Source organism: Cribrihabitans pelagius (assembly GCF_048820915.1).
GTDB classification, from domain to species: Bacteria; Pseudomonadota; Alphaproteobacteria; order Rhodobacterales; family Rhodobacteraceae; genus Cribrihabitans_A; species Cribrihabitans_A pelagius.
The window spans coordinates 61,737-87,322 of record NZ_JBMERR010000002.1 but is presented as its reverse complement, the minus strand read 5'-3'; the positions used below and the strand labels follow the sequence as shown (position 1 = coordinate 87,322).

General features: G+C 67.4%; 19 protein-coding genes, 1 tRNA gene and 1 pseudogene. 10 read left to right on the top strand and 11 right to left on the bottom strand.

Features of this window, described 5'->3' with window-relative positions; translation table 11 throughout:
* Positions 1 to 69: 69 nt before the first annotated feature.
* Positions 70 to 156: transfer RNA gene (locus ACOHX0_RS02110), tRNA-Leu, on the bottom strand.
* Between the two features lie 217 nt (positions 157 to 373).
* Between ACOHX0_RS02110 and hemN the strand changes: the two genes are divergently transcribed.
* Entirely contained in the window at positions 374 to 1,729 is a 1,356-nt protein-coding gene (gene hemN / locus ACOHX0_RS02105; RefSeq protein ID WP_420674985.1) for an oxygen-independent coproporphyrinogen III oxidase, read from the top strand.
* A gap of 510 nt (positions 1,730 to 2,239) precedes the next feature.
* The gene (locus ACOHX0_RS02100) at positions 2,240 to 3,232 is read left to right on the top strand and encodes a complex I NDUFA9 subunit family protein (protein ID WP_420674983.1); all 993 of its coding nucleotides are present in this window, start codon (positions 2,240 to 2,242) and stop codon (positions 3,230 to 3,232) included.
* Between the two features lie 77 nt (positions 3,233 to 3,309).
* On the opposite strand, the gene ACOHX0_RS02095 is transcribed toward ACOHX0_RS02100, so the two are convergent.
* On the bottom strand, positions 3,310 to 4,116 hold the full coding sequence (locus ACOHX0_RS02095; RefSeq protein WP_420674982.1) for an undecaprenyl-diphosphate phosphatase: 807 nt from the start codon (positions 4,114 to 4,116) through the stop codon (positions 3,310 to 3,312).
* 265 nt (positions 4,117 to 4,381) lie between these two features.
* Here ACOHX0_RS02095 and ACOHX0_RS02090 point away from each other — a divergent pair, with 265 nt between their 5' ends.
* The 7 genes from ACOHX0_RS02090 (at position 4,382) to ACOHX0_RS02060 (ending at position 15,924) form a co-directional block, all read left to right on the top strand.
* The gene (locus ACOHX0_RS02090) at positions 4,382 to 5,821 is read left to right on the top strand and encodes an NAD(P)-dependent oxidoreductase (RefSeq protein ID WP_420674981.1); all 1,440 of its coding nucleotides are present in this window, start codon (positions 4,382 to 4,384) and stop codon (positions 5,819 to 5,821) included.
* A 141-nt stretch (positions 5,822 to 5,962) separates the two neighbouring features.
* Positions 5,963 to 6,397 carry a GFA family protein gene (locus ACOHX0_RS02085; RefSeq protein WP_420674979.1) on the top strand — a complete coding sequence of 145 codons (435 nt, stop codon included), beginning with the start codon at positions 5,963 to 5,965 and terminating at the stop codon, positions 6,395 to 6,397.
* A complete protein-coding gene (gltB, locus tag ACOHX0_RS02080) occupies positions 6,394 to 10,926 on the top strand; it encodes a glutamate synthase large subunit (RefSeq protein ID WP_420674977.1) in 4,533 nt (1,510 codons plus the stop codon). The genes ACOHX0_RS02085 and gltB overlap by 4 nt, the downstream gene beginning before the upstream one ends.
* A gap of 257 nt (positions 10,927 to 11,183) precedes the next feature.
* Positions 11,184 to 11,951 carry a monofunctional biosynthetic peptidoglycan transglycosylase gene (gene mtgA, locus ACOHX0_RS02075; RefSeq protein WP_420674976.1) on the top strand — a complete coding sequence of 256 codons (768 nt, stop codon included), beginning with the start codon at positions 11,184 to 11,186 and terminating at the stop codon, positions 11,949 to 11,951.
* Between the two features lie 81 nt (positions 11,952 to 12,032).
* Complete coding sequence (fzlA, locus tag ACOHX0_RS02070; RefSeq protein WP_420674975.1) at positions 12,033 to 12,698, top strand: FtsZ-binding protein FzlA; 666 nt, start codon at positions 12,033 to 12,035, stop codon at positions 12,696 to 12,698.
* A gap of 107 nt (positions 12,699 to 12,805) precedes the next feature.
* Positions 12,806 to 13,846 (top strand): tRNA epoxyqueuosine(34) reductase QueG, encoded by a 1,041-nt coding sequence (gene queG, locus ACOHX0_RS02065; protein WP_420674974.1) that lies wholly within the window; start codon positions 12,806 to 12,808, stop codon positions 13,844 to 13,846.
* A 71-nt stretch (positions 13,847 to 13,917) separates the two neighbouring features.
* On the top strand, positions 13,918 to 15,924 hold the full coding sequence (locus ACOHX0_RS02060; RefSeq protein ID WP_420674973.1) for a hydantoinase/oxoprolinase N-terminal domain-containing protein: 2,007 nt from the start codon (positions 13,918 to 13,920) through the stop codon (positions 15,922 to 15,924).
* Positions 15,925 to 16,110: 186 nt separating this feature from the next.
* Here the strand turns inward: ACOHX0_RS02060 and msrA are convergent, their stop codons facing one another.
* From msrA to ACOHX0_RS02015, 9 genes and pseudogenes are all read right to left on the bottom strand, one after another.
* Positions 16,111 to 16,626, bottom strand: coding sequence for a peptide-methionine (S)-S-oxide reductase MsrA (gene msrA, locus ACOHX0_RS02055; protein WP_420674971.1), 516 nt, complete (start codon positions 16,624 to 16,626; stop codon positions 16,111 to 16,113).
* Positions 16,623 to 17,072: a peptide-methionine (R)-S-oxide reductase MsrB gene (gene msrB / locus ACOHX0_RS02050; protein WP_420674970.1), complete on the bottom strand. Its 450-nt coding sequence runs from the start codon at positions 17,070 to 17,072 to the stop codon at positions 16,623 to 16,625. The genes msrA and msrB overlap by 4 nt, the downstream gene beginning before the upstream one ends.
* A gap of 100 nt (positions 17,073 to 17,172) precedes the next feature.
* Positions 17,173 to 17,736, bottom strand: a complete 564-nt coding sequence (locus ACOHX0_RS02045) for a DUF4202 domain-containing protein (protein WP_420674969.1) — start codon at positions 17,734 to 17,736, stop codon at positions 17,173 to 17,175.
* A gap of 111 nt (positions 17,737 to 17,847) precedes the next feature.
* A complete protein-coding gene (locus ACOHX0_RS02040) occupies positions 17,848 to 18,759 on the bottom strand; it encodes a DMT family transporter (protein WP_420674968.1) in 912 nt (303 codons plus the stop codon).
* A gap of 72 nt (positions 18,760 to 18,831) precedes the next feature.
* Positions 18,832 to 19,446 (bottom strand): annotated as a pseudogene (locus ACOHX0_RS02035) (LysE family translocator).
* 173 nt (positions 19,447 to 19,619) lie between these two features.
* Positions 19,620 to 19,907, bottom strand: coding sequence for an HU family DNA-binding protein (locus ACOHX0_RS02030; protein ID WP_420674967.1), 288 nt, complete (start codon positions 19,905 to 19,907; stop codon positions 19,620 to 19,622).
* A gap of 142 nt (positions 19,908 to 20,049) precedes the next feature.
* A complete protein-coding gene (locus ACOHX0_RS02025; protein ID WP_420674966.1) occupies positions 20,050 to 21,516 on the bottom strand; it encodes an AMP nucleosidase in 1,467 nt (488 codons plus the stop codon).
* Positions 21,513 to 23,315 (bottom strand): adenine deaminase, encoded by a 1,803-nt coding sequence (ade, locus tag ACOHX0_RS02020; RefSeq protein WP_420674965.1) that lies wholly within the window; start codon positions 23,313 to 23,315, stop codon positions 21,513 to 21,515. Before ade ends, ACOHX0_RS02025 begins: the two co-directional genes overlap by 4 nt.
* 83 nt (positions 23,316 to 23,398) lie before the next feature.
* Positions 23,399 to 24,340 carry a GlxA family transcriptional regulator gene (locus ACOHX0_RS02015; RefSeq protein ID WP_420674964.1) on the bottom strand — a complete coding sequence of 314 codons (942 nt, stop codon included), beginning with the start codon at positions 24,338 to 24,340 and terminating at the stop codon, positions 23,399 to 23,401.
* A 79-nt stretch (positions 24,341 to 24,419) separates the two neighbouring features.
* Between ACOHX0_RS02015 and ACOHX0_RS02010 the strand changes: the two genes are divergently transcribed.
* Positions 24,420 to 25,583, top strand: coding sequence for an acyl-CoA dehydrogenase family protein (locus ACOHX0_RS02010; protein ID WP_420674963.1), 1,164 nt, complete (start codon positions 24,420 to 24,422; stop codon positions 25,581 to 25,583).
* Positions 25,584 to 25,586: the final 3 nt, after the last annotated feature.

Sequence of the window (25,586 nt, the reverse complement as noted above, 5' to 3'; positions counted from 1 at the left end):
CGGACACGGCGGGCGCAAATTAGCTCCGGTCACCTGGGGCGGCGAGGTCTGCTATCGAGAGAGGGGGGATGGTGCCCAGGAGAGGACTCGAACCTCCACGTCCATACGGACACTAGCACCTGAAGCTAGCGCGTCTACCAATTCCGCCACCTGGGCCGGTGTCGTGGGACCGGCGTATAAGTGGAGTCGCGGGCAGGGTCAAACGGAAAATGCGTGTCTTGGCCGAAATTCTCTGGAATTCGGGGTTGCGACATTTTCCAAAGTAAATACAGCAGGTTGCGTTAATACCTCCGTGGCTGCGGCGGAGCGCGAAACACGCGGCCGTTTGATCCTGCGCAAAGTCTGGGCAGCGCAGCCGGTGCATAGGGCAGTCATGAAACAGATTGACCGCCTTCAAGCCCTTGGGCTGTTCGACAGCCGGGTGCCCCGCTACACCTCCTATCCAACCGCGCCGGTGTTTTCCGCAAGCCTTGGCGCCGCGGATCAGGCCCGCGCATTGCGGGCGCTGGACCCGGCGCAGCCGGTTTCGGTCTACCTGCATATCCCGTTTTGCGAGCGGTTGTGCTGGTTCTGCGCCTGCCGCACGCAAGGCACCCGGACACTGAGCCCGGTGGAGAGCTACATCGGCTCTTTGGAGCAGGAACTGGCGCTGGTGGCGCCGCTTCTGCCCGCGGGCGTGCGGATGGGGCGGATGCATTGGGGCGGCGGCACGCCCACCATCCTGCCGCCGCAGCTGATCCGCCGGCTGGCACAAATGGTGAAGGCGGTGTTCCCGCAGACGGAGGATTGGGAGTTCTCGGTCGAGATCGACCCGACGATGGTGGACCGCGGCAAGATCGCGGCGCTTGCGGCCGAAGGCATGAACCGGGCCAGCATCGGCATTCAGGACTTCGATCCGCTGGTGCAGACGGCGATCGGGCGGGAGCAGCCGTTTGAGGTGACGCAGGCCTGCGTTGCGGACCTGCGCGCCGCCGGGATCACCTCGCTCAACGCCGATCTGGTCTACGGGCTGCCGCATCAGACGCAGGCGCGGATGGCGGATACGCTGGAGAAGGTGCTGAGCCTTGCCCCGGACCGGCTGGCGCTGTTCGGCTATGCGCATGTGCCCTGGGTCGCGAAGCGGCAGCAGCTCATCAGGGAGGAGGCGCTGCCGGACGATCTGGCGCGCTTCCACCTGGCCGGGCAGGCGGCGGAGCGGTTCCGGGCGGCGGGGTTTGCCGCCATCGGCATCGACCATTTCGCGCGTCCCGGAGACGGGCTGGAGGGTGCGGCGCGCAGCGGCCGCCTGCGGCGTAACTTTCAAGGCTACACGGACGACAGCTGTCCCTCGCTGATCGGCCTCGGCGCGTCTTCGATCTCGCGCTTTGCCGGCGGCTACATCCAGAACGCCGCGGCCACGCCCGCCTACGTGCAGCGGATAGAGGCCGGGGAACTGGCAGGTGCGCGCGGGCACGTGATGTCAGGCGATGATGCCTTGCGCGGCCGGGCGATCGAGATGCTGATGTGCGATTTCCGGCTCGACCGGGCAGGGCTGCGGCAGCGGTTCGGAGCCGGGGCCGCGGCGCTGGACGCGGAGCTTGACGGCATCGCGGCGCGGTTCGGCGATCTGGTGCGGCTGAGCGACACGGCGCTGGAGATCCTGCCCGAAGGCCGCCCGCTGACCCGCATCATCGCCAGCGCCTTGGACGCCCATAAGCCGGAGGGGGTGCGCTACAGCCGCGCCTCCTGAACGCCAGGCGGGGCCGGACCGGCAAAAAGGGGGCGCTCCCGCCCGCTCAAGCGCATTCACAGAATGCCCCGCCCGGTTGGGCCGGGCGCTGCGCTCGCGCGCAGCGGGGCGGCGCATGCGGACGCGCCTTGGCGCCATTTGCCCTGGGGGCGGGGGGCTGCCGGACAGCCGCATGGCCCTGCACGGGCAAAACGGCCAGAGAAGGTTTCTCAGCAGGAAAGCCAGCGCAGCTGCGCGGCCCAAGGCCGTCAAGGTTCCCCGGCGCAGCCGGGGCGCCTGCGGGCGCGGGAGAGCGCGGGAGGGCGCCGGCTGCCCCTAGCCCTGCTGCCGAACCGCCAGGGAATGCACCTGATTTTTACCCATTCCAGCCATGCTGCGCCAAAGCTGCGTGCCGGGCTCAAAAAGGGCAGGCCGCCCCGGGGGTTGGCCCGCAAACGCGGCTAATTGCGCCTTGTTTGGCGCCTTTGGCGGCGCTAGAGCATAGGGGCAGCTAACTTCAGGAGCCAAGAGATGTCCAAACTGGTCACGATTTACGGCGGATCCGGTTTCGTCGGCCGCTATATTGCGCGGCGCATGGCCAAGGCGGGCTGGCGGGTGCGGGTGGCGGTGCGCCGCCCTAACGAAGCCATGCATGTGAAGCCTTACGGCGTGCCGGGCCAGGTGGAACCGGTGTTCTGCAATATCCGCGACGATGCCTCGGTGGCGGCGGTGATGCAGGGGGCGGATGCGGTGGTGAATTGCGTCGGCGTCCTGAACGAGCTGGGCAAGAACACCTTCGAGCAGGTCCATGCCGAGGGCGCTGCACGGGTGGCGCAGATCGCGTCCCATCAGGGCGTTGCCCGGCTGGTGCAGATCTCCGCCATTGGCGCCGATGCCTCGGGCGCCAGCGCCTATGCCCGCACCAAGGCGGCGGGCGAAGCGGCTGTGCTGCGCAACTTCCCTGACGCGGTGATCCTGCGGCCGTCGGTGATCTTCGGCCCGGAGGATAATTTCTTCAACCGTTTCGCGGGCATGACCCGTCTGTCGCCGGTGCTGCCGATTGCGGGCGGCAGCACGAAGTTCCAGCCGGTCTATGTGGATGATGTCGCCAAGGCGGCCGTGAAAGCGGCCACGGGGGAGGCCGCGCCGGGCATCTACGAGCTTGGCGGGCCGGAGGTGAAGAGCTTCCGGGCGCTGATGCAGCAGATGCTGGGGGTGATTCACCGCCGCCGCCTGGTGCTTTCTCTGCCGGGCTTTGCAGCGCAGATGATCGCCTTTGGCTTTGATATGCTGCAGAAGGCGAGCTTCCAGCTTCTGGAAAACAAGATGCTGACCCGCGACCAGCTGAAAAACCTGAAACGCGACAATGTGGTGTCCGGCGGCGCCAGGGGTTTTGCCGACCTCGGCATCAGCCCGGTCAGCCTTGAGGCCGTGCTGCCGGATTACCTGTGGAAGTTCCGCCCTTCGGGCCAGTATGACGAGATGACCCAATCGGCCCGCGACCTGCGCAAGAACGGCGCCTGAGCGGGCCAGCGGCCTGAAGGACGAAGGCGCGGGCAGAGGCCGGCGCCTTTTCTGGACTCTTGCCTCAGGTGCCCGGTTCAGTTGCTGTAGGCAATGGCCAGCAGTATCAGCCCCAGGAGCACCCGGTAGAGCACGTAAGGCGTAAAGCTGAGCGAGCGTAGCAGCCGCATCATCAGGCTGAGCGCGGCCAGCGCCGAAAGCATTGCCAGCCCCGCCGCAATTGCGGCGTCGCGCAACAGGGCGATGTTGGCCTCCATCGCGACCTCGGTGCCCAGCAGCGCTCCGGAGGCGATGATGGTGGGGATCGACATCAGCATGGCGATGCGGGCGCCGTCCTCGCGGGTGTAGCCGAGCTGGCGCGCGCCGGTGATGGCGATGCCGGAGCGCGAGGTGCCGGGGATCAGCGCCAGCGCCTGCCACAGCCCCATGATCAGCGCATCGCGCGGGCCCCAGTCGTCCTCCTGCTTCACCTCCGCGCCGCGCTGGTCGGCCCAGTAGAGCACCAGCCCGAAGCCCAGCATGGCCCAGCCGATCACCTGCATCGAGCGCAGCAAATCGTCGAGGCCGGTGAAATGCAGCGCCGCCCCTGCCAGAATGGTCGGCACGGTGGTGATGATCAGCCCCAGCGCCAGTTTCGCACCCGGTGTGTCGATGCGGCCGGCGAGGGCGCGGGGCAGGCCCGCCAGCGCCTCGCGCACGTCGCTCCAGAAGTAGATCAGCACCGCCGCCAGCGTGCCCACATGCACGGCCACGTCGATTGCCTGGCCCTGGTCGTCGAGCCCGGTGAGCCCTGGCAGGAGAATCAGGTGGCCGGAGGAGGAAACCGGCAGGAATTCGGTGATGCCCTGGATCAGCGCGACCAGGATCAGTTGGAAGAGCGGCATCGGGAAGTGTCCTTTCCTGGCCGCGAACGGGCCTCAATTGGTCGCGCTTTTGTATAAAAGCCGGGTTCGGAATGGAAAGCCCGTTTTTGGGTCCGAATCGGCCCTAAAATTGCTGTACATTTGCGCCCGGCGCGGTAGTAAGGGGCAACTGCTGGCAAAATAGGTCAGCATATTTTACGTAAATAGGCCCGTGCCCCGAACAAGCCCTTCGAGCAGCCTCCGGACGGCAGGGGCCCGCAGCCAGACAGATGATGGAGTCCAGCCCGTGGCCAAGCAACCGATGCTGAAATTCGTGCAGATCGAACGCGACATGCCGGAGAAGCGTGACGCCAGTCTGCGCAAGGAAGACTTCAACGAGATTTACGCGGAGTTCGCCGCCGCCAAGGCGGCCGAACAGTCCAGCCGCTGCAGCCAGTGCGGCGTGCCATACTGCCAGAGCCACTGCCCGCTGCACAACAACATCCCCGACTGGCTGCGGCTGACCGCAACCGGCCGTCTCGAAGAAGCCTATGAGGTCAGCCAGGCCACCAATACCTTCCCTGAGATCTGCGGCCGCATCTGTCCGCAGGACAGGCTTTGCGAAGGCAACTGCGTGATCGAGCAGTCGGGCCACGGCACCGTCACCATCGGCTCGGTCGAGAAATACATCACCGACACGGCCTGGGAAAAGGGCTGGGTGAAGCCCGCCGCCCCGGCCGCCGAGCGCAGCGAAAGCGTGGGCATCATCGGCGCGGGCCCTGGCGGGCTGGCGGCGGCGGACATGCTGCGCAAGGCCGGCGTGCAGGTCACCGTCTATGACCGCTATGACCGCGCGGGCGGGCTGCTGATGTATGGCATTCCCAGCTTCAAGCTGGAAAAGGACGTGGTCGAGCGCCGCAACAAGCTGCTGGCCGATGGCGGCGTCACCTTTGTGCTGAACTGCAACGTGGGCGCGGACATCAGCTTTGACGAGATCCGCGGCAAGCACGATGCGGTGATCATCGCCACCGGCGTTTACAAGTCGCGCGACCTCGCGATGCCGGGCAGCGGAGCGGAAGGCATTGTAAAGGCAATCGACTTCCTGTGCGCTTCCAACAAGAAGAGCTTTGGCGACGCGGTGCCGGACTTCGAGAGCGGCGCGCTCAACGCCGAAGGCAAGAAGGTGGTCGTGATCGGCGGCGGCGATACGGCGATGGACTGCGTGCGGACCTCGATCCGGCAGGGCGCGACCAGCGTCAAATGCCTCTACCGCCGCGACCGGGCGAATATGCCGGGCTCTCAGCGCGAAACCCAGAACGCCGAGGAAGAAGGCGTGATCTTCGAGTGGCTGTCGGCGCCCAAGGGTTTCACCGATGACGGCGGCAAGGTTGCGGGCGTGATGGTGCAGAAGATGCGCCTGGGCCAGCCGGATGCCTCGGGCCGCCAGGCGCCGGAGGTGATCGAGGGCGCGGATTACGTGGAAGACGCGGATCTGGTGATCAAGGCGCTGGGCTTCGAGCCCGAGGACCTGCCGGGTCTCTGGGGCCAGCCGGAGCTGCCGGTGACCCGCTGGGGCACCATCAAGGCGGAGTTCCAGACCGGCGCCACCGCGCTGGAGGGAGTCTATGCGGTGGGCGACATCGTGCGCGGTGCCTCGCTGGTGGTTTGGGCGATCCGCGACGGCCGCGACTGCGCCGCTGCGATCCTGGAGCGCCTGAACAGCCGCGCCGCGGTGGCGGCCGAATAGGCAGCAGCGGCCGTGCACCGGGTGTGCACCCCCCGTGCACTCCCTGTGCGCCAGCCAGGCGGGGTCAATACTGCAAACAGGTCATCAATGCTGACCAATCAAGCAAGAGGGCCCTGGGCGGCCAGCAAGAGGACAAATGCTATGGGCGAGTTGAATGGGCAATGCATGTGCGGCGCGGTGAAGGTCTCCGCCACGCCTGCGCGCGCCGCGCTGTCGGCCTGCCACTGCAAGATGTGCCAGCGCTGGTCCGGCGGGCCTTTCCTCAGTTTCCAGGCCGCGCCGGGTTTTGCCGCGCTGGGCCCGGTGCAGACCTTCCAGTCCTCGGGCTGGGCCGAGCGCGCTTTCTGCGGCAGCTGCGGCTCGGCGCTGTGGTACCGCATGACCGCGGGGAAACATCAGGGCCAGACGCAGATCGCGGCCGGCCTGTTTGACAACGCAGGCGGCAGCGAGCTGCGCCTGGAACTTTACATCGACCAAAAGCCAGCGGGCTACACGTTCGACAGCAGCTGCCGGAAACTGACCGGCGCCGAGATGATCGACATGTTTGCCCCTTCCGGAGAAGGAAACAGCCAATGACCAGATATGATGCCGATTGGGTGCGCGCCGAGGAAGCCAAGCGCAAGTGGATGGCTGAGAACGGCCTGTATTCCGAGGAGGAGGAGCATTCCTCCTGCGGCGTCGGCCTGGTGGTTTCGGTCGACGGCAAGAAAAGCCGCAAGGTGGTGCAGGCGGGCATCAACGCGCTGAAGGCGATCTGGCACCGCGGCGCGGTGGATGCCGACGGCATGACCGGTGACGGCGCGGGTATCCACCTGCAGATCCCGGTGCCCTTCTTCTATGACCAGATCCGCCGCACCGGGCACGAGCCGCGCGAGGACGAGCTGATGGCGGTGGGCCAGGTGTTCCTGCCGCGCACTGATTTTGGCGCCCAGGAGCGTTGCCGGACCATTGTGGAAAGTGAAGTGCTGCGCATGGGCTATTCCATCTATGGCTGGCGCCATGTGCCGGTGGATGTGACCTGCCTTGGCGAAAAGGCCAACGCGACCCGCCCCGAGATCGAGCAGATCCTGATCTCCAACGCCAAGGGCGTGGATGAGGAAACCTTCGAGCGCGAGCTTTACGTGATCCGCCGCCGGATCGAGAAGGCCGCTGCCGCGGCCGGCATTGCCGGGCTCTATATCGCGTCGCTCAGCTGCCGTTCGATCATCTACAAGGGCATGATGCTGGCCGAGCAGGTTGCTGTGTTCTACCCGGACCTCAACGACCTGCGGTTCGAGAGCGCCTTTGCGATCTATCACCAGCGCTACTCCACCAACACCTTCCCGCAATGGTGGCTGGCGCAGCCGTTCCGCATGCTCGCGCACAACGGCGAAATCAACACGCTGAGGGGCAACCTCAACTGGATGAAGAGCCATGAGATCCGCATGGCGTCCTCGACCTTTGGCGACTACGCCGAGGACATCAAGCCGATCGTGCCGGGCGGGTCGTCCGACTCCGCGGCGCTCGATTCGGTCTTCGAGGTGCTGGTGCGCGCAGGCCGCTCGGCGCCGATGGCGAAGACCATGCTGGTGCCGGAAAGCTGGTCCAAACAGGCGGTGGAGCTGCCGCAGGCCTGGCGTGACATGTACTCCTACTGCAACTCGGTGATGGAGCCCTGGGACGGGCCCGCGGCGCTGGCGATGACCGACGGCCGCTGGGTCTGCGCCGGGCTCGACCGCAACGGGCTGCGCCCGATGCGCTACGTGGTCACCGGTGACGGGCTGGTGATCGCGGGCTCGGAAGCGGGCATGGTGCCGATCGACGAGGCCGCTGTGGTGGAAAAGGGCGCGCTGGGTCCGGGCCAGATGCTGGCCGTCGACATGGCGAAGGGCCAGCTGTACCACGACACCGAAATCAAGGACAAACTCGCCCGCGCGCTGCCCTTCGGCGACTGGGTGCAGAAAATCAACGACGCCGACCCCACCCTGGCGGGGGTCAGCGAGCAGGCGCTGTTTAGCGGGCCTGAGCTGCGCAAGCGGCAGATCGCGGCCGGCTATTCGGTGGAGGAGCTGGAGCAGATCCTGGCGCCGATGGCCGAGGACGGCAAGGAGGCGCTGGCCTCGATGGGCGATGACACGCCCTCGGCCGTGCTGTCCAAGCAGTACCGGCCCCTGAGCCACTTCTTCCGGCAGAACTTCTCGCAGGTGACCAACCCGCCGATCGACAGCTTGCGCGAATTCCGGGTGATGTCGCTCAAGACCCGCTTCGGCAACCTCAAGAACGTGCTGGACGAAGACAGCTCCCAGACCGAGATCATCGTGCTGGAAAGCCCCTTTGTCGGCAACGCCCAGTGGGACACTCTGGTCGGCCAGTTCAACGCGCCGCTGGCGGAGATCGACTGTACCTTCACCCCCGGCAAGGGCGCGCTGAGCGCCGCCCTTGCGCGCATCCGCGCCGAGGCCGAAGAGGCCGTGCGCTCGGGCGCAGGCCACCTGGTGCTGACAGATCAGTATTCCGGTGCGGAAAAGGTGGCGATGCCGATGATCCTGGCGACTTCCGCCGTGCATTCGCATCTGACCCGCAAGGGCCTGCGCACCTTCTGCTCGCTCAACGTGCGTTCCGCCGAATGCATCGACCCGCATTACTTCGCGGTGCTGATCGGCTGCGGCGCCACCGTGGTGAACGCCTACCTGGCCGAGGATTCGCTGGCCGACCGCATTGAGCGCGGCCTGCTGGACGGCACCCTCACCGAAAACGTGGCCCGCTACCGCGAGGCGATCGACCAGGGCCTGCTGAAGATCATGGCCAAGATGGGCATCTCCGTGGTCTCCTCCTACCGCGGCGGCCTGAACTTCGAGGCCGTGGGTCTCTCCCGCGCAATGTGCGCCGAGTATTTCCCCGGCATGACCAGCCGGATTTCCGGCATCGGTGTCACCGGCATCCAGTCCAAGGCCGAGGAGATCCACGCCAGGGCCTGGAAATCGCCCGAGGGCGTGCTGCCGATCGGCGGTTTCTACAAGGCGCGCAAGACCGGCGAGACCCACGCCTGGGAAGCGACCTCGATGCACATGATGCAGATGGCCTGCAACCGCGCGTCTTATGAGCTGTGGAAGCAGTATTCCGCCAAGATGCAGGGCAACCCGCCGATCCACCTGCGCGATCTGCTGGACATCAAGCCGCTGGGCAAACCGGTGCCGATCGAAGAGGTGGAATCGATCACCTCGATCCGCAAGCGCTTCGTGACCCCCGGCATGAGCTTGGGCGCACTGAGCCCCGAGGCGCACAAGACGCTGAACGTGGCGATGAACCGGATCGGCGCCAAGTCGGACTCGGGCGAGGGCGGCGAAGACCCGGCACACTTCGTGCCTGAGCCCAACGGCGACAACCCCTCTGCCAAGATCAAGCAGGTGGCGTCGGGCCGCTTTGGTGTCACCGCCGAATACCTCAACCAGTGCGAAGAGCTGGAAATCAAGGTGGCCCAGGGCGCCAAGCCCGGCGAGGGCGGCCAGCTGCCGGGCATGAAGGTCACCGACCTCATTGCCCGCCTGCGCCACTCCACCAAGGGCGTCACCCTGATCTCGCCGCCGCCGCACCACGATATCTACTCGATCGAGGACCTGGCGCAGCTGATCTACGACCTGAAGCAGATCAACCCGCGCTGCAAGGTAACCGTTAAGCTCGTTGCTTCGAGCGGTGTCGGCACCATCGCGGCGGGCGTGGCGAAGGCGAAGGCCGACATCATCCTGATCTCGGGCCACAATGGCGGCACCGGCGCGTCGCCCGCGACCTCGATCAAATACTGCGGCCTGCCGTGGGAGATGGGCCTCACCGAGGCGCATCAGGTGCTGGCGATGAACAACCTGCGCGGCCGGGTGACCCTGCGCACCGACGGCGGCCTGCGCACCGGCCGGGATATCGTGATGGCGGCGATGATGGGGGCCGAGGAATATGGCATCGGCACCGCGGCGCTGATCGCCATGGGCTGCATCATGGTGCGCCAGTGCCAGTCCAACACCTGCCCGGTGGGCGTCTGCACCCAGGATGAATCCTTGCGTGCCAAGTTCACCGGCAATGCCGACAAGGTGGTGAACCTGATCACCTTCTACGCCCAGGAGGTGCGCGAGATCCTTGCCAATATCGGCGCCCGCTCGCTGGACGAGGTGATCGGCCGGGCCGATCTTCTGGCGCAGGTCTCCCGCGGCTCGGCGCATCTGGACGATCTCGACCTCAACCCGCTGCTGATCACCGTCGATGGCGCCGAAAGCATCGTCTACAACCGCGACAAGGAGCGCAACGCGGTGCCCGATACGCTGGACGCGGAGATCGTGCGCGACGCCGCCCGCTTCCTGCAGGACGGCGAGAAGATGCAGCTCTCCTACGCGGTGCAGAACACCCACCGCACCGTCGGCACCCGCACCTCGAGCCACATCGTGCGCAACTTCGGCATGCGCAACTCGTTCCTGCCGGATCACCTGACGGTGAAGCTGCAGGGCTCGGCCGGGCAAAGCTTGGGCGCCTTTGCAGCACCGGGGCTGAAGCTGGAGGTCTCGGGCGATGCCAACGACTATGTCGGCAAGGGGCTTTCCGGCGGCACCATCGTGGTGCGCCCGCCGCAGGTGAGCCCGCTTACCGCGTCCGAGAACACCATCATCGGCAACACCGTGCTTTATGGCGCCACTGCGGGCTACCTGTTTGCCGCGGGCCGCGCGGGCGAGCGCTTTGCGGTGCGGAACTCCGGCGCTTCGGTGGTGGTCGAAGGCTGCGGCGCCTGCGGCTGCGAATACATGACCGGCGGCGTTGCGGTGATCCTCGGCTCGATCGGTGCCAACTTCGGCGCGGGCATGACCGGCGGCATGGCCTACCTCTACGACCCGGAGGGCAAATCCGAAACCCTGCTGAACCGCGAATCTCTGGTCACCTGCCCGGTGGCGGCGGCGCATTGGGAAGCGCAGCTGAAAGGGCTGATCGAGCGCCACCTGCAGGAGACCGGCAGCCGCAAGGCGGCGGAGATACTGCAGCACTGGGAGGCCGAGCGGCAGAACTTCGTGCAGGTCTGCCCGAAGGAGATGCTCGACAAGCTGGAACACCCGGTGGCGCTGGAAGACACCGCGGTGCCGGCGGAATAGCACTGCCCCCTCCTCTGCACGGACCCCCCCCCCGCAGGCCCGCCGCCTGCGGGGGTTTTCCTGTCAGGCAGGAGGCCCCCGGCCCCGGTCCGGCCACTTTCTGACGGGAAATACCCCGGGGTGAATTGGGCCACGGGCCCAAGAGGGGCAGCGCCCCTCGTTCTTTTGCCCTGTCACCGGGGCCGCGGGATCGGCGGATTGCGGCAGCGGGGCAACTGACCCTTTGTGCACAGGCCGCCTCCGTCTTATAGAGAGACATGGCAAAGGCAGGCGCAAAAACGAAAAAATCCCAAGGCGGGTCCAGAGGCGGGTCCAGAGGCAGTTCCAGGGCGTCAGGCGGCGTGAAGGCGCTCCGCCCGCTGCAGCGGCTGAAGCGCTGGCTGTTGCGGTCGGTGCTGGCGGCGGCGGCGCTGCTCGTGGCGCTGGTGCTCTTGTACTCGGTGGTGAACCCGCCGGTCACCCATACCATCTGGGCCGAGCAGCGCCGCCTGGGCGAGGTCGACCGCATGTGGGTGCCGCTGGAGGAAATGGCACCGGTGCTGGCGCGTTCGGTGGTGGCGGCGGAGGATGCCCGCTTTTGCCAGCACTGGGGGTTCGATGCGGCGGCGATCCAGGCGGCAATTGCCGCGGGCGGGCGGCGCGGCGGCTCCACCATCTCGCAGCAGGTGGTGAAGAACGTCTTTCTCTGGCAGGGCCGCAGCTGGCCGCGCAAGGTGCTGGAAACCCTGCTCACGCCGCTGGTGGAGGCGGTCTGGAGCAAGCGCCGGATCCTGGAAGTCTATCTGAACGTCGCGGAGATGGATGAGGGCGTCTTTGGCGCCGAGGCCGCGGCGCGGCGGTATTTCGGGGTCGGGCCGGAGGCGCTCACCGCGCGGCAGGCAGCGCTGATCGCGGCGGTGCTGCCCGATCCCAAGGACCGCTCGGCGCGCAGGCCCGGCGGCTTCACCCAGCGCCGCGCGGCCCAGATCATGGACGGGGCGGCCACCATCCGCGCAGACGGGCGGGCGGCCTGTTTCGAGGATTGAAGTTTTGCCCGCCGCAGGGCATTTCTGGTCCATTCAACGCACCCCGTCCCGCAACCCGCTTTCAGGAGACTTCAGACGCCCATGGCCCGCCTGTATCACGTCCCGCTTTCGCCCTTCTGCCGCAAGGTGCGGCTGTCGCTTGCGGAAAAGAAGATCGAGGTGGAACTGGTCGAGGAGCGCTATTGGGAGCAGGACGCCGATTTCCTGCGCCGCAACCCGGCCGCCAAGATCCCGGTGGTGCGGCTGGACGGCAAGATGATGGCCGAAAGTGCCGCGATCTGCGAATACCTGGAGGAAACCCGGCCCGAGCCGCCACTGATGCCGCGCGATGCCGACGGCCGCTACGAAGTGCGCCGGCTGGTGAGCTGGTTCGACGACAAGTTCCACCACGAGGTGACGGCGAACCTGCTTTATGAGCGCGTGAACAAGAAGATCACCGGCCAGGGCTACCCCGACAGCCGCAACGTGAAGGCCGGCGCCAAGGCGATCAAGTACCACCTGGACTACATGGCCTGGCTGCTGGACCACCGCCGCTGGCTGGCGGGCGACCAGATGACGCTGGCCGATTTCGCCGCCGCCGCGCATCTGTCGTCGCTGGATTACATCTCGGACGTGGACTGGAACCGCTCGGCGGTGGTGAAGGACTGGTACGCCAAGATCAAGTCGCGCCCGGCCTTCCGCTCGATCCTCGCTGACCAGGTGCCGGGCTTCCGCCCGCCGCCCCATTACGCCGACCTTGATTTCTGATAGAAAAGGGTCAGGGGCGTGCAAAGGGCAGGGGGCGCTGCCCCCTCTTGGCCCATCGGGCCAATTCACCCCCGGGGTAGTTTGGGTCAGAAAGTATCAAAGAGACGATGAGTGCCGCGCTGAAAGACAGGCTGGTGCAGCAGGCCCTGGCCGAGGGCTTCGTGTCCTGCCGGATCTGCCGGCCCTGGGATGTGCCGGAGGTGCCTGCGCGGCTGAGCGCCTTTCTGGAGGCGGGTTATCACGGGCAGATGGGCTGGCTCGCGGAGCGCAGCCATTGGCGCGGCGATCCGTCGGCGCTGTGGCCCGAGGCGCGCTCGGTCATCATGCTGGCGGAGAGCTATACGCCGGAGGAGGATCCGATGGCGGTGGTGGGCCGGGCGGACCGGGGCGCGGTGTCGGTCTATGCGCGCGGCAAGGATTACCACGATCTGGTGAAGAAGCGGCTGAAGCGGCTAGCGCGCTGGCTGATGGCAGAGGCGGCGGAACTGAACCCCGAGGTGAAGGTTTTTGTCGACACCGCACCAGTGCCGGAAAAGGCGCTGGGACAGGCGGCGGGGCTGGGCTGGCAGGGCAAGCACAGCAACCTGCTGAGCCGGGACTGGGGCAATTGGGCCTTCCTCGGTTCGATCTTCACCACGCTGGAGCTGCCCGCGGACGCGGCGGAGCGCGATCGCTGCGGCTCCTGCCGGGCGTGTCTTGACAGCTGCCCGACCGATGCCTTCCCGGCGCCCTACCAGGTCGACGCGCGGCGCTGCATCTCCTACCTCACCATCGAGCACAAGGGGCCGGTTGCGGAAGAGCTGCGCGAGAAAATGGGCAACCGGATATACGGCTGCGACGATTGCCTCGCGGCCTGCCCCTGGAACAAGTTCGCGGTGGCCGCAAGCGACATGCGGTATGCGGCGCGGGCAGGGCTGGAGGCGCCGAAGCTGGCGGAGCTGGCGGCGCTGGATGATGCCGGGTTCCGGGAGAGGTTCTCGGGCTCTCCGATCAAGCGGATCGGGCGCGGCCGCTTTGTGCGCAACGTGCTTTACGCAATTGGCAATTCGAATGACCGTGCGCTGCGCCCGGCGGCAGAGGCGCTGGTGGGCGATGCCGATGCCACCGTGGCCGAGGCCGCGGCCTGGGCGGTTCGCAGGCTTTCGTGACGCAAACAGGATGGACGCCCGCGGCGCAGGCGTTAGACCGGGTCTGCGGACAGAGCTGAGAAGGGACGGGCATGGCGCTTTTGCTGGGGGTGGATACGGGCGGAACCTACACGGATGCGGTGCTGATCCGCGATGAGCGCGAGGTCGTCGCCTCGGCCAAGGCGCTGACCACGCGGGGCGATCTGGCAATCGGCGTGGGCGGCGCGATCCGGGCGGTCTTGCAGCAGTCAGGCGCGGCGCCCGGCGAGGTGTCGCTGGCGGCGCTGTCGACGACGCTGGCCACCAACGCGCTGGTTGAGGGGCAGGGCGGCCGGGTGGCGCTGATCTACATCGGGTTCACCGAGGCGGATCTGGACCGGCACGGGCTCAGCGAGGCGCTGAAGGGCGACCCGGCGCTGGTGCTGGCGGGCGGGCACACCCATGCGGGCAGCGAAGCGGCGCCGCTGGACGTGGCGGCGCTGGAGGCCTTCCTGCGCATAGAGGGGCCGGGGGTGTCCGGCTTTGCCGTGGCCGGGGTTTTTGCCACCCGCAACCCCGCGCATGAGCTGGAGGCGGCGCAGATCATCCACGAGATGACCGGCGCGCCGGTGACCTGCTCGCATCAGCTCTCGGCCAAGCTGAACGGGCCGAAACGGGCGCTGACCGCGGTGCTGAATGCGCGTCTGATCGGGATGATCGACCGGCTGATCGGGCGCGCGCAGGACACTCTGCGCGACCTTGGCATCGCAGCGCCGATGATGGTGGTGCGCGGCGACGGGGCGCTGATGAGCGCAAGCCAGGCGCGCGAGCGGCCGATCGAGACGATCCTGTCCGGGCCTGCCGCCTCGATCGTGGGGGCGCGCTGGATGACCGGGGCCGGGGAGGCGCTGGTCAGCGACATCGGCGGCACCACCACCGATGTGGCGCTGATCCGCGGCGGCAAGCCCGCGATTGACCCGGGCGGCGCGCAGGTCGGCGGCTTCCGCACTATGGTGGAGGCGGTGGCGATGCGCACCACCGGCCTTGGCGGCGACAGCGAAGTGCATCTGAACGCCAGTGGTTTGGAGGGCGGGCTGCGGTTGGGGCCGCGGCGGCTGGTGCCGGTTTCGCTGATCGCTGTAGACGCGCCGGAAGTGGTGCATGGCGCGCTGGAGGCACAGATGAGCGCCACCGCGCCGGGCGAATATGATGGCCGCTTCGTGCGCGCGGTGCCGGGGCTGCCGGTGGCGGGGCTGAGCGAGCGGGAGGCGGCGCTGCTTGCGCGGATCGGGATGCATGTGCATCCCCTTGGGCAGATCCTGCGCACCCGTATGGAGCAGGGTGCGCTGGCCCGGCTGGTGGACCGCGGGCTGGTGCAGGTGGCGGGGGTCACGCCCTCGGATGCGAGCCACGTGCTGGGCCGGGCCGATGCCTGGGACGCGGCGGCGGCGGAAAAGGCGCTGACGCTCTTTGCGCGCCGGCGGGTGGGCAGCGGCGAGCGGGCGGCGCCGGATGCCGCGGCGCTGGCGCAGATGATTGTCGATCAGCTGACGGAACAGACCGCGCTCACCCTGCTGGAGGCCGCTTTTGCGGAGGAGAGCGGGGCATTCGGCGTGCCGCCGGAGCAGCTGGCGCGGCATGTGCTGCTGCAGAAGGGGCTCGCCAGGCACCGCGGGCTGCTGGCGCTTGATGCGGCGCTGAACGTCGATGTGGTGGGGCTGGGGGCCTCGGCCCCGAGCTATTACCCCGCGGTGGGCGAGCGGCTGCGCTGCCGGATGGTCCTGCCGGAGCACGCAGGCGTCGCCAATGCCATCGGCGCAGTGGTTGGCCGGGTTACCATGCGGCGCAGCGGATCGGTGACGGCGCCCGGGGAAGGCAGGTTCCGCGTGCATCTGGACAGCGGGCCGGAGGATTTCACCGCCGCCGAGGACGCCCTTGCGGCGCTGGAGGCGGCGCTGTCAGGCGAAGCCCGCGCCGCGGCGGAGGCGGCAGGGGCCGAGGACATCCACCTGCACGTGGAGCGCGATATCCGGGTGGCCCAGGTGGAGGCGCGGGAGGTCTTCGTCGAGGCCGCGCTGACAGTCGAGGCCAGCGGGCGGCCGCGGGTGGCCTTGGGGTGAGCGCGGGCTGACGGCCGGCTGAGAACCGGGTTTTCCTGGGGAAAACCCGGGGCCTCCGGCGGGGGTATTTTTGGTCAGAAAGTGGCGTGAGGGCTTGCGGGCCCGGCGGCGTGGCGCTGGCGGCAGCCGGGACGGGAAAGGAAAAGCCCCGCCGGGGAGGGCGGGGCTTCATGTGTTTCAGCCGGGTTATTCCGCGGCGGCGCCGCGTCTGGGCAGCACCCAGTCCGGGCGCGGGAAGTGGCAGGTGTAGCCGTTCGGCAGGCGCTGCAGGTAGTCCTGATGCTCGGCCTCGGCCTCCCAGAATTCGCCGACCGGGGCCAGCTCGGTGACCACCTTGCCGGGCCAGAGGCCGGAGGCCTCGACATCGGCGATGGTGTCCTCGGCCACCTGTTTCTGGGTCTCGTCCGCGTAGAAGATGGCGGAGCGGTAGCTGTCGCCGACGTCGTTGCCCTGGCGGTTCGGCGTCGTCGGGTCGTGGATCTGGAAGAAGAACTCCAGCATCTCCCGGTAGGAGGAGACCGCGGGGTCATAGATGATCTCGATCGCCTCGGCATGGCTGCCGTGGTTCCGGTAGGTGGCATCCGGCACGTCGCCGCCGGAATAGCCGACGCGGGTGCTGATCACGCCGGGGCGCTTGCGGATCAGCTCCTGCATGCCCCAGAAACAGCCGCCTGCCAGGACGGCGCGTTCGGTCTTGCTCATTTCACGGTCTCCACTTGGTCCTTGTAGGCGCCATACCCTTCGGCCTCCATGTCGTCCAGATGCACGAAGCGCAGTGACGCGGAATTGATGCAGTAGCGCAGGCCGCCGCGGTCCGACGGGCCGTCGGGGAAGACGTGGCCCAGGTGGCTGTCGCCATGGGTGGAGCGGACCTCGGTGCGGATCATGCCGAGGCTGCGGTCTTCCAGCTCCTGGAGGTGGGCCGGTTCGATCGGTTTGGTGAAGCTGGGCCAGCCGCAGCCCGATTCATACTTGTCGGCGGAGGCAAACAGCGGCTCGCCCGAGACGATGTCCACGTAGATGCCCGGTTCCTTGTTGTAGAGCAGCTTGCCGGTGCCGGGGCGTTCGGTGCCCGCGTCCTGGGTGACGTGGTATTCTTCCTCGGAGAGGGTGGCGATGACGTCCGGGTTCCTGGTGTATTTCGGCATGATGTCCTCCCGCCTGTTCGCGATGGTGCAGAAGATGGGGCTTGCACGCGCAATTGCAACGCCCGGTTTCAGTGTGCTCGCGCAGCCGTGTACGCCTTTCTCAGGGCTTGAAGGCGGCGGCGAGGGGGGCGGGCAGGCCGAACTCCTCCAGCACCCGGGCGCGGGCCTCGGGGGACATCTTGCGGGCGGTCTTGGCGACGATGCGCTGCACCTTGTCCTCGGGGTGTTTGGCGGCGAAAGGGGCAAAGTACCATTTGAGGAAGGTGAAGCAGGCGATGTCCTCCAGCGCCTGCACTTGAGGGTCGCGCTTGATGCCTTCCTTGCGCAGCATGCGGGCGGCGGCCTCCTGCGCCTCTGTGCCGTAGCCCGCCTTGCCCATCAGGCCGGTAACGAGTTCGGCGTGGTGGCGGGCCTCGGCCTGGCGCCAGGCGAGGTAGCCGGCGCGGCCCTCGGGGAAGGCCTCGCGGGCCAGCTTCCAGCGTTCCACGTGCTGGCCGCGGGCCGCGATCTGCAGCGGTTCGGAGGCCGCGGGGAAGAGCCGCGCCTGTTCCGCGCTCATCCGGCGGCCATAGAGCAGGGCCGCGGGCTGGCCGTCCTCCAGGTTGGGGTCCTTTGCATTGGCGGCGTCGATCGCTTCGAGCACTTGGGTCAGTTGCGCGTTCATCTCTCGTGGTCTCCTGCCGGGTCTTCGCGGGCAGGGTAGGGCGGATCGCATAGGCTGCGCAATGGCCCGCACGCCGTCAGGCGTGCGCGGCCCAAGGGGCGGCTGCGGGTGTCAGCCCGCTTCCGCCGCGCGGGAGGGCGCCGCCGGCGGTTTGCGCGGCCCGGGCTGGCGGGAGAGCTGCACCGCGAGGATGCCCGCGGTCACTACCGCCACCCCCAGCACGTCCAGAAGGCCCAGCCGCTCGCCCAGGAGCAGCGCCGCGATGGCCACGCCGAACACCGGGTTCAGGAAGTGGAAAGTGGCAGCGCGCACGGGGCCGATGCGGTTCAGCAGCAGCACCCAGATGAGGGTGGCCATCAGCCCCGGCACCAGCGTGGTGTAGGTGAAGGCCAGCGCCAGGCGCAGGCTGGGGCGGATGAAAATCTCCTCGGTCAGCGGTGCGGCAGCAAACAGCAGGGCGGAGCCGATCAGCATCTGCAGCCCTACCACCATCATGTAGTTGCCGCCGGAGGTGGCGCCGCGCAAGGAAAGCGTGGCCGCCGCCAGCGCCAGCACCCCGATACCGCAGAGCGCGACGCCAAGAAGGTCCGCGCCGGCACCGAGCCGGGTGCCCATGATCAGCGCCACCCCGGCCATGCCGGCCATGAGCCCCGCGATGCCCAGCGGCCGCAGGCGCTCGCCGAACATGAGCCAGCTTGCCAGCGCCACAAGAAGCGGCATGGTCGAGGCGATGATCGCGGCAAGCGAGGCCTCGATCCACTGCATCGCCACGAAGTTCAGGCCGAGGTAGAGCGCGTTCTGGCAGATCCCGAAGATCACCGTGGCGCGCCACTGGCCGGGGGTCAGCCGCCAGCTCTGGCCGAGGGCGCGGGCGATCATAACGCCGATCAGGCCGGAGATCAGGAAGCGCACCGCGAGCGAGAACAGGGGCGAGGCGTCCTGCACGATAATCCGCGCCGAGGTGAAGGCGGAGGACCACATCAGGGCGAAGGCCAGCCCCATGGCGATAGCGCGTGCATCCATCGTGAATTCCTTCCTCCCGCCGCGGACCTTCGCGGAAAGGCAACAGGAGATCAAGCCGTGCGGTGCCGGGGGTCAGCTGAGCCGGGCCACAAGGATCTGCCAGCTCGCAGCGCCGAACGCGGCAGCGAAGACCGCCTCGAAACCGCGGCGCACGCGGATGCAGATGCGGCTTGCCGTCCGGCTGGAAAACAGCAGCGCGCAGCCGTGGAAGATCAGGGTGCTTTGCACCGCGATGGCGGCCATCACCAGCAGCAGCGCGGACAGCGGCGGGCCGGGCGGCAGGCCGATTGCGTTGAGCGCGCCGAAGAACAGCACCGCCATGGGGTTGGTCAGATGCAGCGCCAGCCCCTTGCCATAGGCCCTTCGCAGCGTCGGTGCGGCGGAGGCCCGCAGCGCTGGCGCACCGGGGCGCAGGGCCGACCGGGCGGAGCGGAGGGCAAGATACATCAGGTATCCGGCACCGGCATAGCGGACCGCCTCGAACATTCAGGCGTTGGCCAGCATCACCGCGCCCAGCCCGAACGCGGCGAAGACCGACCAGATCAGCGAGCCGGTGCAGACCCCCGCGGCCAGCGCCAGGCCCGGTTTGCGGCCATGCTGCATGGAGGTGCCGGCAATGGTCAGCGTGGCGGGGCCGGGACTTGCGGCGCCCAGCAGGGCGGCGGCAAGAATCAGCAGCAGGTTCACGTTTTCCACGGCGTCCCTCCTCCGGTAACCGATGGAAGGGTGCGCCTTCTGAGCTGCCGTGACAAGAAACTACGCTGCCGAAGCGGACACGCAGTGTCCGACGCAGCCCCCGCAGGCAAAAGAAAAGGGCCGCCCGGGGGGCAGCCCTGACTGGGATACGGCTTGGGGCCGGATCAGCCGTTGACGCTGTCCTTCAGCGCCTTGGCGATGGTCATCTTCACCACCTTGTCGGCTTCCTTGGTGAACTTTTCACCAGTGGCCGGGTTGCGCACTTCGCGCTCGGGGCGCTCGCGGCAGTAGATCTTGCCAACGCCCGGCAGGGTCACGGCGCCGCCACCCGATACTTCACGGGTAATCAGCGCGCAGACGGCATCCAGAGCGGTGCCTGCGGTTTTCTTATCGCTGCCCATTTCCTCAGCCAGCGCCGCGACGAGCTGGGTTTTGGTCATCGGTTTGGACATTCTTAGCTCTCCTTAAAACTGCCCGAACTGTGGGGCCTCATCGCGGGACTGTATCGTTATGTGGTGGGGTAACACAACTTGTTGTGTCGTCCGCAAAGACGAAAACAGGCAATTTTCCCCGGAAATTCGCAAAATTCTGCCTTCAAAGGAAGGCGGTTTCGTCGAAGGAACGCAATTTACGGCTGTGCAGGCGCTCCAGCGGCATGCCGCGCAGCCGCTCCATCGCCCTTATGCCGATCTGCAGATGCCGCGCAACCTGGGTCTGGTAGAAATCCGACGCCATGCCCGGCAGTTTCAGCTCGCCATGCAGCGGTTTGTCGGACACACACAGGAGCGTGCCGTAGGGCACCCGGAAGCGGTAGCCGTTGGCGGCGATGGTGGCGCTTTCCATGTCCAGCGCGATGGCGCGGGACTGGCTGAGCCGCTGCACCGGGCCGGACTGGTCCCTGAGCTCCCAGTTGCGGTTGTCGATGGTGGCGACGGTGCCGGTGCGCATGATGCGCTTGAGGTCGTAGCCTTCGAATTCGCTCACCTCTTCCACCGCCTCCTCCAGCGCGACCTGGATTTCCGCCAGCGCCGGGATCGGGGTCCAGACCGGCAGGTCGTCGTCGAGCACGTGGTCTTCGCGCAGATAGGCATGGGCCAGCACGAAATCTCCCAGCGCCTGGGTGTTCCTGAGGCCTGCGCAATGGCCCACCATCAGCCAGGCATGCGGGCGCAGCACCGCGATGTGGTCGGTGGCGGTCTTGGCGTTGGAGGGGCCGACGCCGATGTTGACCAGGGTGATGCCGTTCCCGTCCTTGCGCTTCAGGTGGTAGGTCGGCATCTGCGGCAGCTTCAGGCTGAGCGGCAGCTCGGCATCGGGATCGCTGATCTCGTGGTCGCCGGTGCTGACAAAGCTGGTGTAGCCCGAGGCCGGATCGGCGAGCTGGCTGCGGGCAAAGGTTTCGAACTCGGAGACGTAGAACTGGTAGTTGGTGAACAGCACGTGGTTCTGGAAGTGCTCCGCGCTGGTCGCGGTGTAGTGGCTGAGCCGGGCCAGCGAGTAGTCGATGCGCTGGGCGCTGAACAGCGACAGCGGCCCGATGCCGTTGGCGGGCTGGAAGGTGCCGTTGACGATGTCGTCATTGGTGGTTGACAGGTCCGGCACGTCGAAGACATCGCGCAAGGTAAAGCCCGCAGCACCCTCCTGCGGCACCGTCAGATCGGGGCGCGAGGCGACCGCGAAATGCACCGGGATCGGCGTGTCCGAGACGCCGATGGTGACCGGCTGGCCGTGGTTTCGGATCAGCAGGCCGATCTGCTGGATCAGGTAGTTGCGGAACAGGTCGGGCCGGGTCACCGTGGTGGCATAGGTGCCGGGGGCGGAGACATGACCGAAGCTGAGCCGGCTGTCCACCTGCGCAAAGGTCGAGGTGGTGAAGCGGATCTCGGGATAATAGGCGCGGATGCGCTGGTTGTCCGGCGCCCCGTCCGCCATCGCGCGGATGAACTCGTCACACAGGAAGCCGGTGGCCTGGGCATAGAGCAGCTCCAGCCGGTCGACCGCCTCGGCAGCGTCGGTGAAGCTTTCGGTATCCGGGTGGCCGGGGTGTTTGGTGGTTATCATACGGCGGGCTCGATCACGGGGATTTTCTTGAAGGTGCGCACATCGACCAGGCCAAGGTCGGAGATCCTGAGTTCCGGGATCACCACCAGCGCCAGGAGCGAATGCTGCATGTAGGCGTTGTTGAGACCGCAGCCGCAGGCCTGCATCGCCTCCACCAGCCCCTGCGCCTTGGCGGCGACTTCGGTGGCGGGGCTGTCGGACATCAAACCGGCAATCGGCAGCTCCACCAGCGCCAGTTCCGCGCCGTCGCGGAACAGGGTGATGCCGCCGCCCACTTCGGCCAGGCGGTTCGCGGCCAGCGCCATCTGCGCGCGGTCGGTGCCGACCACGATCATGTGGTGGCTGTCATGCGCGACGGTGGAGGCCATCGCCATCTTGCCCTGGTAACCGAAGCCCTCAACGAAGGCATTGGTGACGCCGCCGGTGCCGCGATGGCGTTCGACCAGCGCGATCTGGCAAACCCCGTCTTCACCTTCGACCAGCCCGTCGCGGACCGGCAGCTCGGCCTTGAGCGCCTTGGTCGGGGCCTGGTTTTCCACTACGCCGATCACATTGGCAGTGACCGCGTTGGCGCCATCGGGGGCCTGGATTTCAAAGTCTTTTGCGGTCAGCTCATGACCCAGGTGCACGGTGCCGCGGGCATGTGCGGGCCAGTCCAGATGCGGGCAGTCCACCTTGATCTCGCCCTGCTCCGCCACCACCTGGCCGCGGGCGATCACCACCTCGACGGGCAGCGCCGTGAGGTCGGAGGTCAGGATCACGTCGGCGCGGCGGCCCGGTGTGATCGAGCCAATCTCGCGCTCCAGCCCGAAATGGGTGGCGGTGTTGATCGTCGCCATCTGCAAGGCCACCACCGGGTCGCAGCCGCAGGCAATGGCGTGGCGCACCACCCGGTTCATGTGACCGTCGTTGACCAGCGTGCCGGAATGGCAGTCATCGGTGCAGAGGATGAAGTTGCGCGGGTCCAGCCCTTTTTCGGTCACCGCGGTGATCTGGCTTTCGACGTCATACCAGGCCGAGCCCAAGCGCATCATCGAGCGCATCCCCTGGCGGACGCGGGCAATGGCGTCGGCCTCGCAGGTGCCCTCGTGGTCATCCGCCGGGCCGCCCGCCACATAGGCCGCGAAATCGGGGCCGAGGTCGGGAGAGGCGTAGTGCCCGCCCACGGTCTTGCCCGCCCTTTGCGTGGCGGCGATTTCGGCCAGCATTTTGGGATCGGCATTCGCCACGCCGGGAAAGTTCATCATCTCGCCCAGCCCGATGATGCCGGGCCAGCCCATCGCCTCCGCCACGTCTTCGGCGGTGATCTCGAAGCCGGTGGTCTCCAGCCCCGGCGCGGAGGGCGCGCAGGAGGGCATCTGGGTGAAGATGCTGACCGGCTGCAGCAGCGCCTCGTCATGCATCAGCCGCACGCCTTCGAGACCCAGGACATTGGCGATCTCATGCGGATCGGTGAACATCGAGGTGGTGCCATGCGGGATCACCGCGCGGGCAAATTCGGCCGGCGTCAGCATGCCGGACTCGATATGCATATGCGCGTCGCACAGGCCGGGGATCATGAAGCGGCCCTCGGCCTCGATCACCTGGGTGTCCGGCCCGGTGCAGTAGGAGGCGTCGGGGCCGACATAGGCGATGCGGCCTTCGGTGATGGCAATATCGTGGCCCTCAAGGACCTCGCGGGTATGGACATTGACCCAAGCGCCCTGGCGGATCACCATCTCGGCCGGGGTGCGGCCGGCGGCGGTGTCGATCAGTTTCTGGGCGGAGTCGGGCCAGCTCGGGATTTTGTTATCTGACATGGCCCAATTGTTCTTATTGCCGCGGAGAGTGCAAGAGCTTTGGCGGCCTTCTGCGAAACCGGCATTTTTCAGGCCTGCGTTTCTCAGACCGCTGCGCGCAGGCGGCGCGGGGTGGTGGCGAACTCTGCCCGGAAAGCGCGGGTCAGGGCGCTCGGGTCCTCGTAACCGCAGCGCAGGGCAATCTCTGCCACGCTGAGGCGGGTTTCCAGCACCAGCCGGCGCGCCTCGATCAGCCGCAGCCGCCGGTAGACCGCCTGCGGCGTCGCGCCCAGCTCGGCCTTCATCCGCGCTTCCAGCTCCTTCTGGCTGCGCCCGGCGGCGCGGGCGATGGCGGCAATCGGCAAGGGTGTCTCCAGATTGGCCTGCATCGCGGCCACCGCCCGCGCCACCGGCTTGCCGCGGGCGAGAATCGGGTCCTGGCTGCCGGTGGCCTCCGGGCTCATGAACAGCGCCGCCACCTCCAGCCGCAAGGCCGCGCCATGCTGAGCGCCGATCAGCTCCATCATCGTGTCGAACGCCGCCAGCGCCCCGGTGCAGGTAATCCGGTTGCCGTCCGCCACATGGCGCGCGCGTTCGGCCCGAACCGCCGGAAAGGCCTCGCTGAAGCGGGTCAGCTCCTGCCAGTGAATGGTCGCGCGCCGCCCCTCGAGAAGGCCGGCATCGGCCAGGAGCCAGGCACCGGTGTCGAACCCCGCCAGCACGCCGTAGCGCCGCGCCGCGGCCCTCAGCGCCCGTGCCGCCTGCGGCGTGGCATGGCGCAGGAAATCGTAAGAGGGCATCACGATCAGCATGCCGCCGCCGCAGTCCGCAAGCCGCCCATGCGCCCGCACCTCCATCCCGGAAGAGGACACCGCAGGCCCGCCCCCAAGCGTCAGGAACCGCCAGCCATAGGCCTGCCGCCCGGCCAGGCTGTTGGCGGCGCGCAAGGGCTCCACCGTATTGGCCAGGCAGTGGGCCGAGAAGGCATCGAACAGCAGCACATCGACCCGCTGCACTGCGGCGTTATCTTTTACCCAATCATGCATGATTTAGTCTAACTTCGCATGATCAGCCGCCGCAAGCCGCCTATTCTGCGAGGCAGCAGACAGACCGGGGAGATCCGCCATGCAGTTCGGGATGACCGAAGAACAATCGATGATCGTCGGGACCACCCGCGCCTTCGTGGAAAAGGAGCTCTACCCGCATGAGGCGGCGATCGAGCGCAGCGGCCATCTCGACATGGAGGTGATCCGCGAGGTGCAGAAGAAGGCGATGGACGCCGGGCTTTACGCGGCCAACATGCCCGAAGAGCTGGGCGGTGCCGGGCTCGATACGCTGACCTGGCTGATGTACGAAAAGGAGCTTGGCCGCGCCAACTACGCGCTGCACTGGACCGGCGTTGCGCGCCCTTCCAACATCCTGCTCGCGGGCACCGAGGAGCAGAAGGAAAAGTACCTCACCCCTTGCATGAAGGGTGAGAAATGGGATTGCCTGGCGATGACCGAACCGGACGCCGGATCGGACCTGCGCGGCATGAAGGCCAGCGCCCGCAAGGACGGCGATGACTGGATCCTGAACGGCACCAAGCATTTCATCAGCCATGCCGACATCGCCGACTTTGCCATCGTGTTCATGGCGACGGGCGAGGAGGAGACGCCGCGCGGGGTGAAGAAGAAGATCACCGCCTTCTTCGTCGATAAGGGCACGCCGGGTTTCACCGTGCGCGACGGCTACCGCAACGTGAGCCACCGCGGCTACACCAATGCGGTGCTGGAATTCGACGACTGCCGGCTGCCGTCACGGGCGGTGCTGGGCGAGGTGGGCAAGGGCTTCGAGGTGGCCAACACCTGGCTGGGCGCCACCCGGCTGCAGGTCGCGGCCACCTGCTTGGGCCGGGCCGAGCGCGCGCTGCAGCATTCGGTGGAATACGCGGCTGAGCGCCGCCAGTTCGGCCAGCAGATCGGCAAGTTCCAGGGCGTCTCCTTCAAGCTTGCCGATATGGCGCTGGAGCTGAAGGCGGCGAACCTCTTGACCTGGGAAGCGGGCTGGAAGTTCGACCAGGGCACGGTGACCGAGAGCGACATGTCGATGGCCAAGCTGAAGGCGACCGAAATGCTGGCCTTCGTTGCCGACGAGGCAATCCAGATCCACGGCGGCATGGGGCTGATGGACGAGCTGCCGCTCGAACGCATCTGGCGCGACGCGCGGGTGGAGCGTATCTGGGAGGGCACCAGTGAAATCCAGCGGCACATCATCAGCCGCGAGATGCTGCGCCCGCTTGGAGGATGAGAC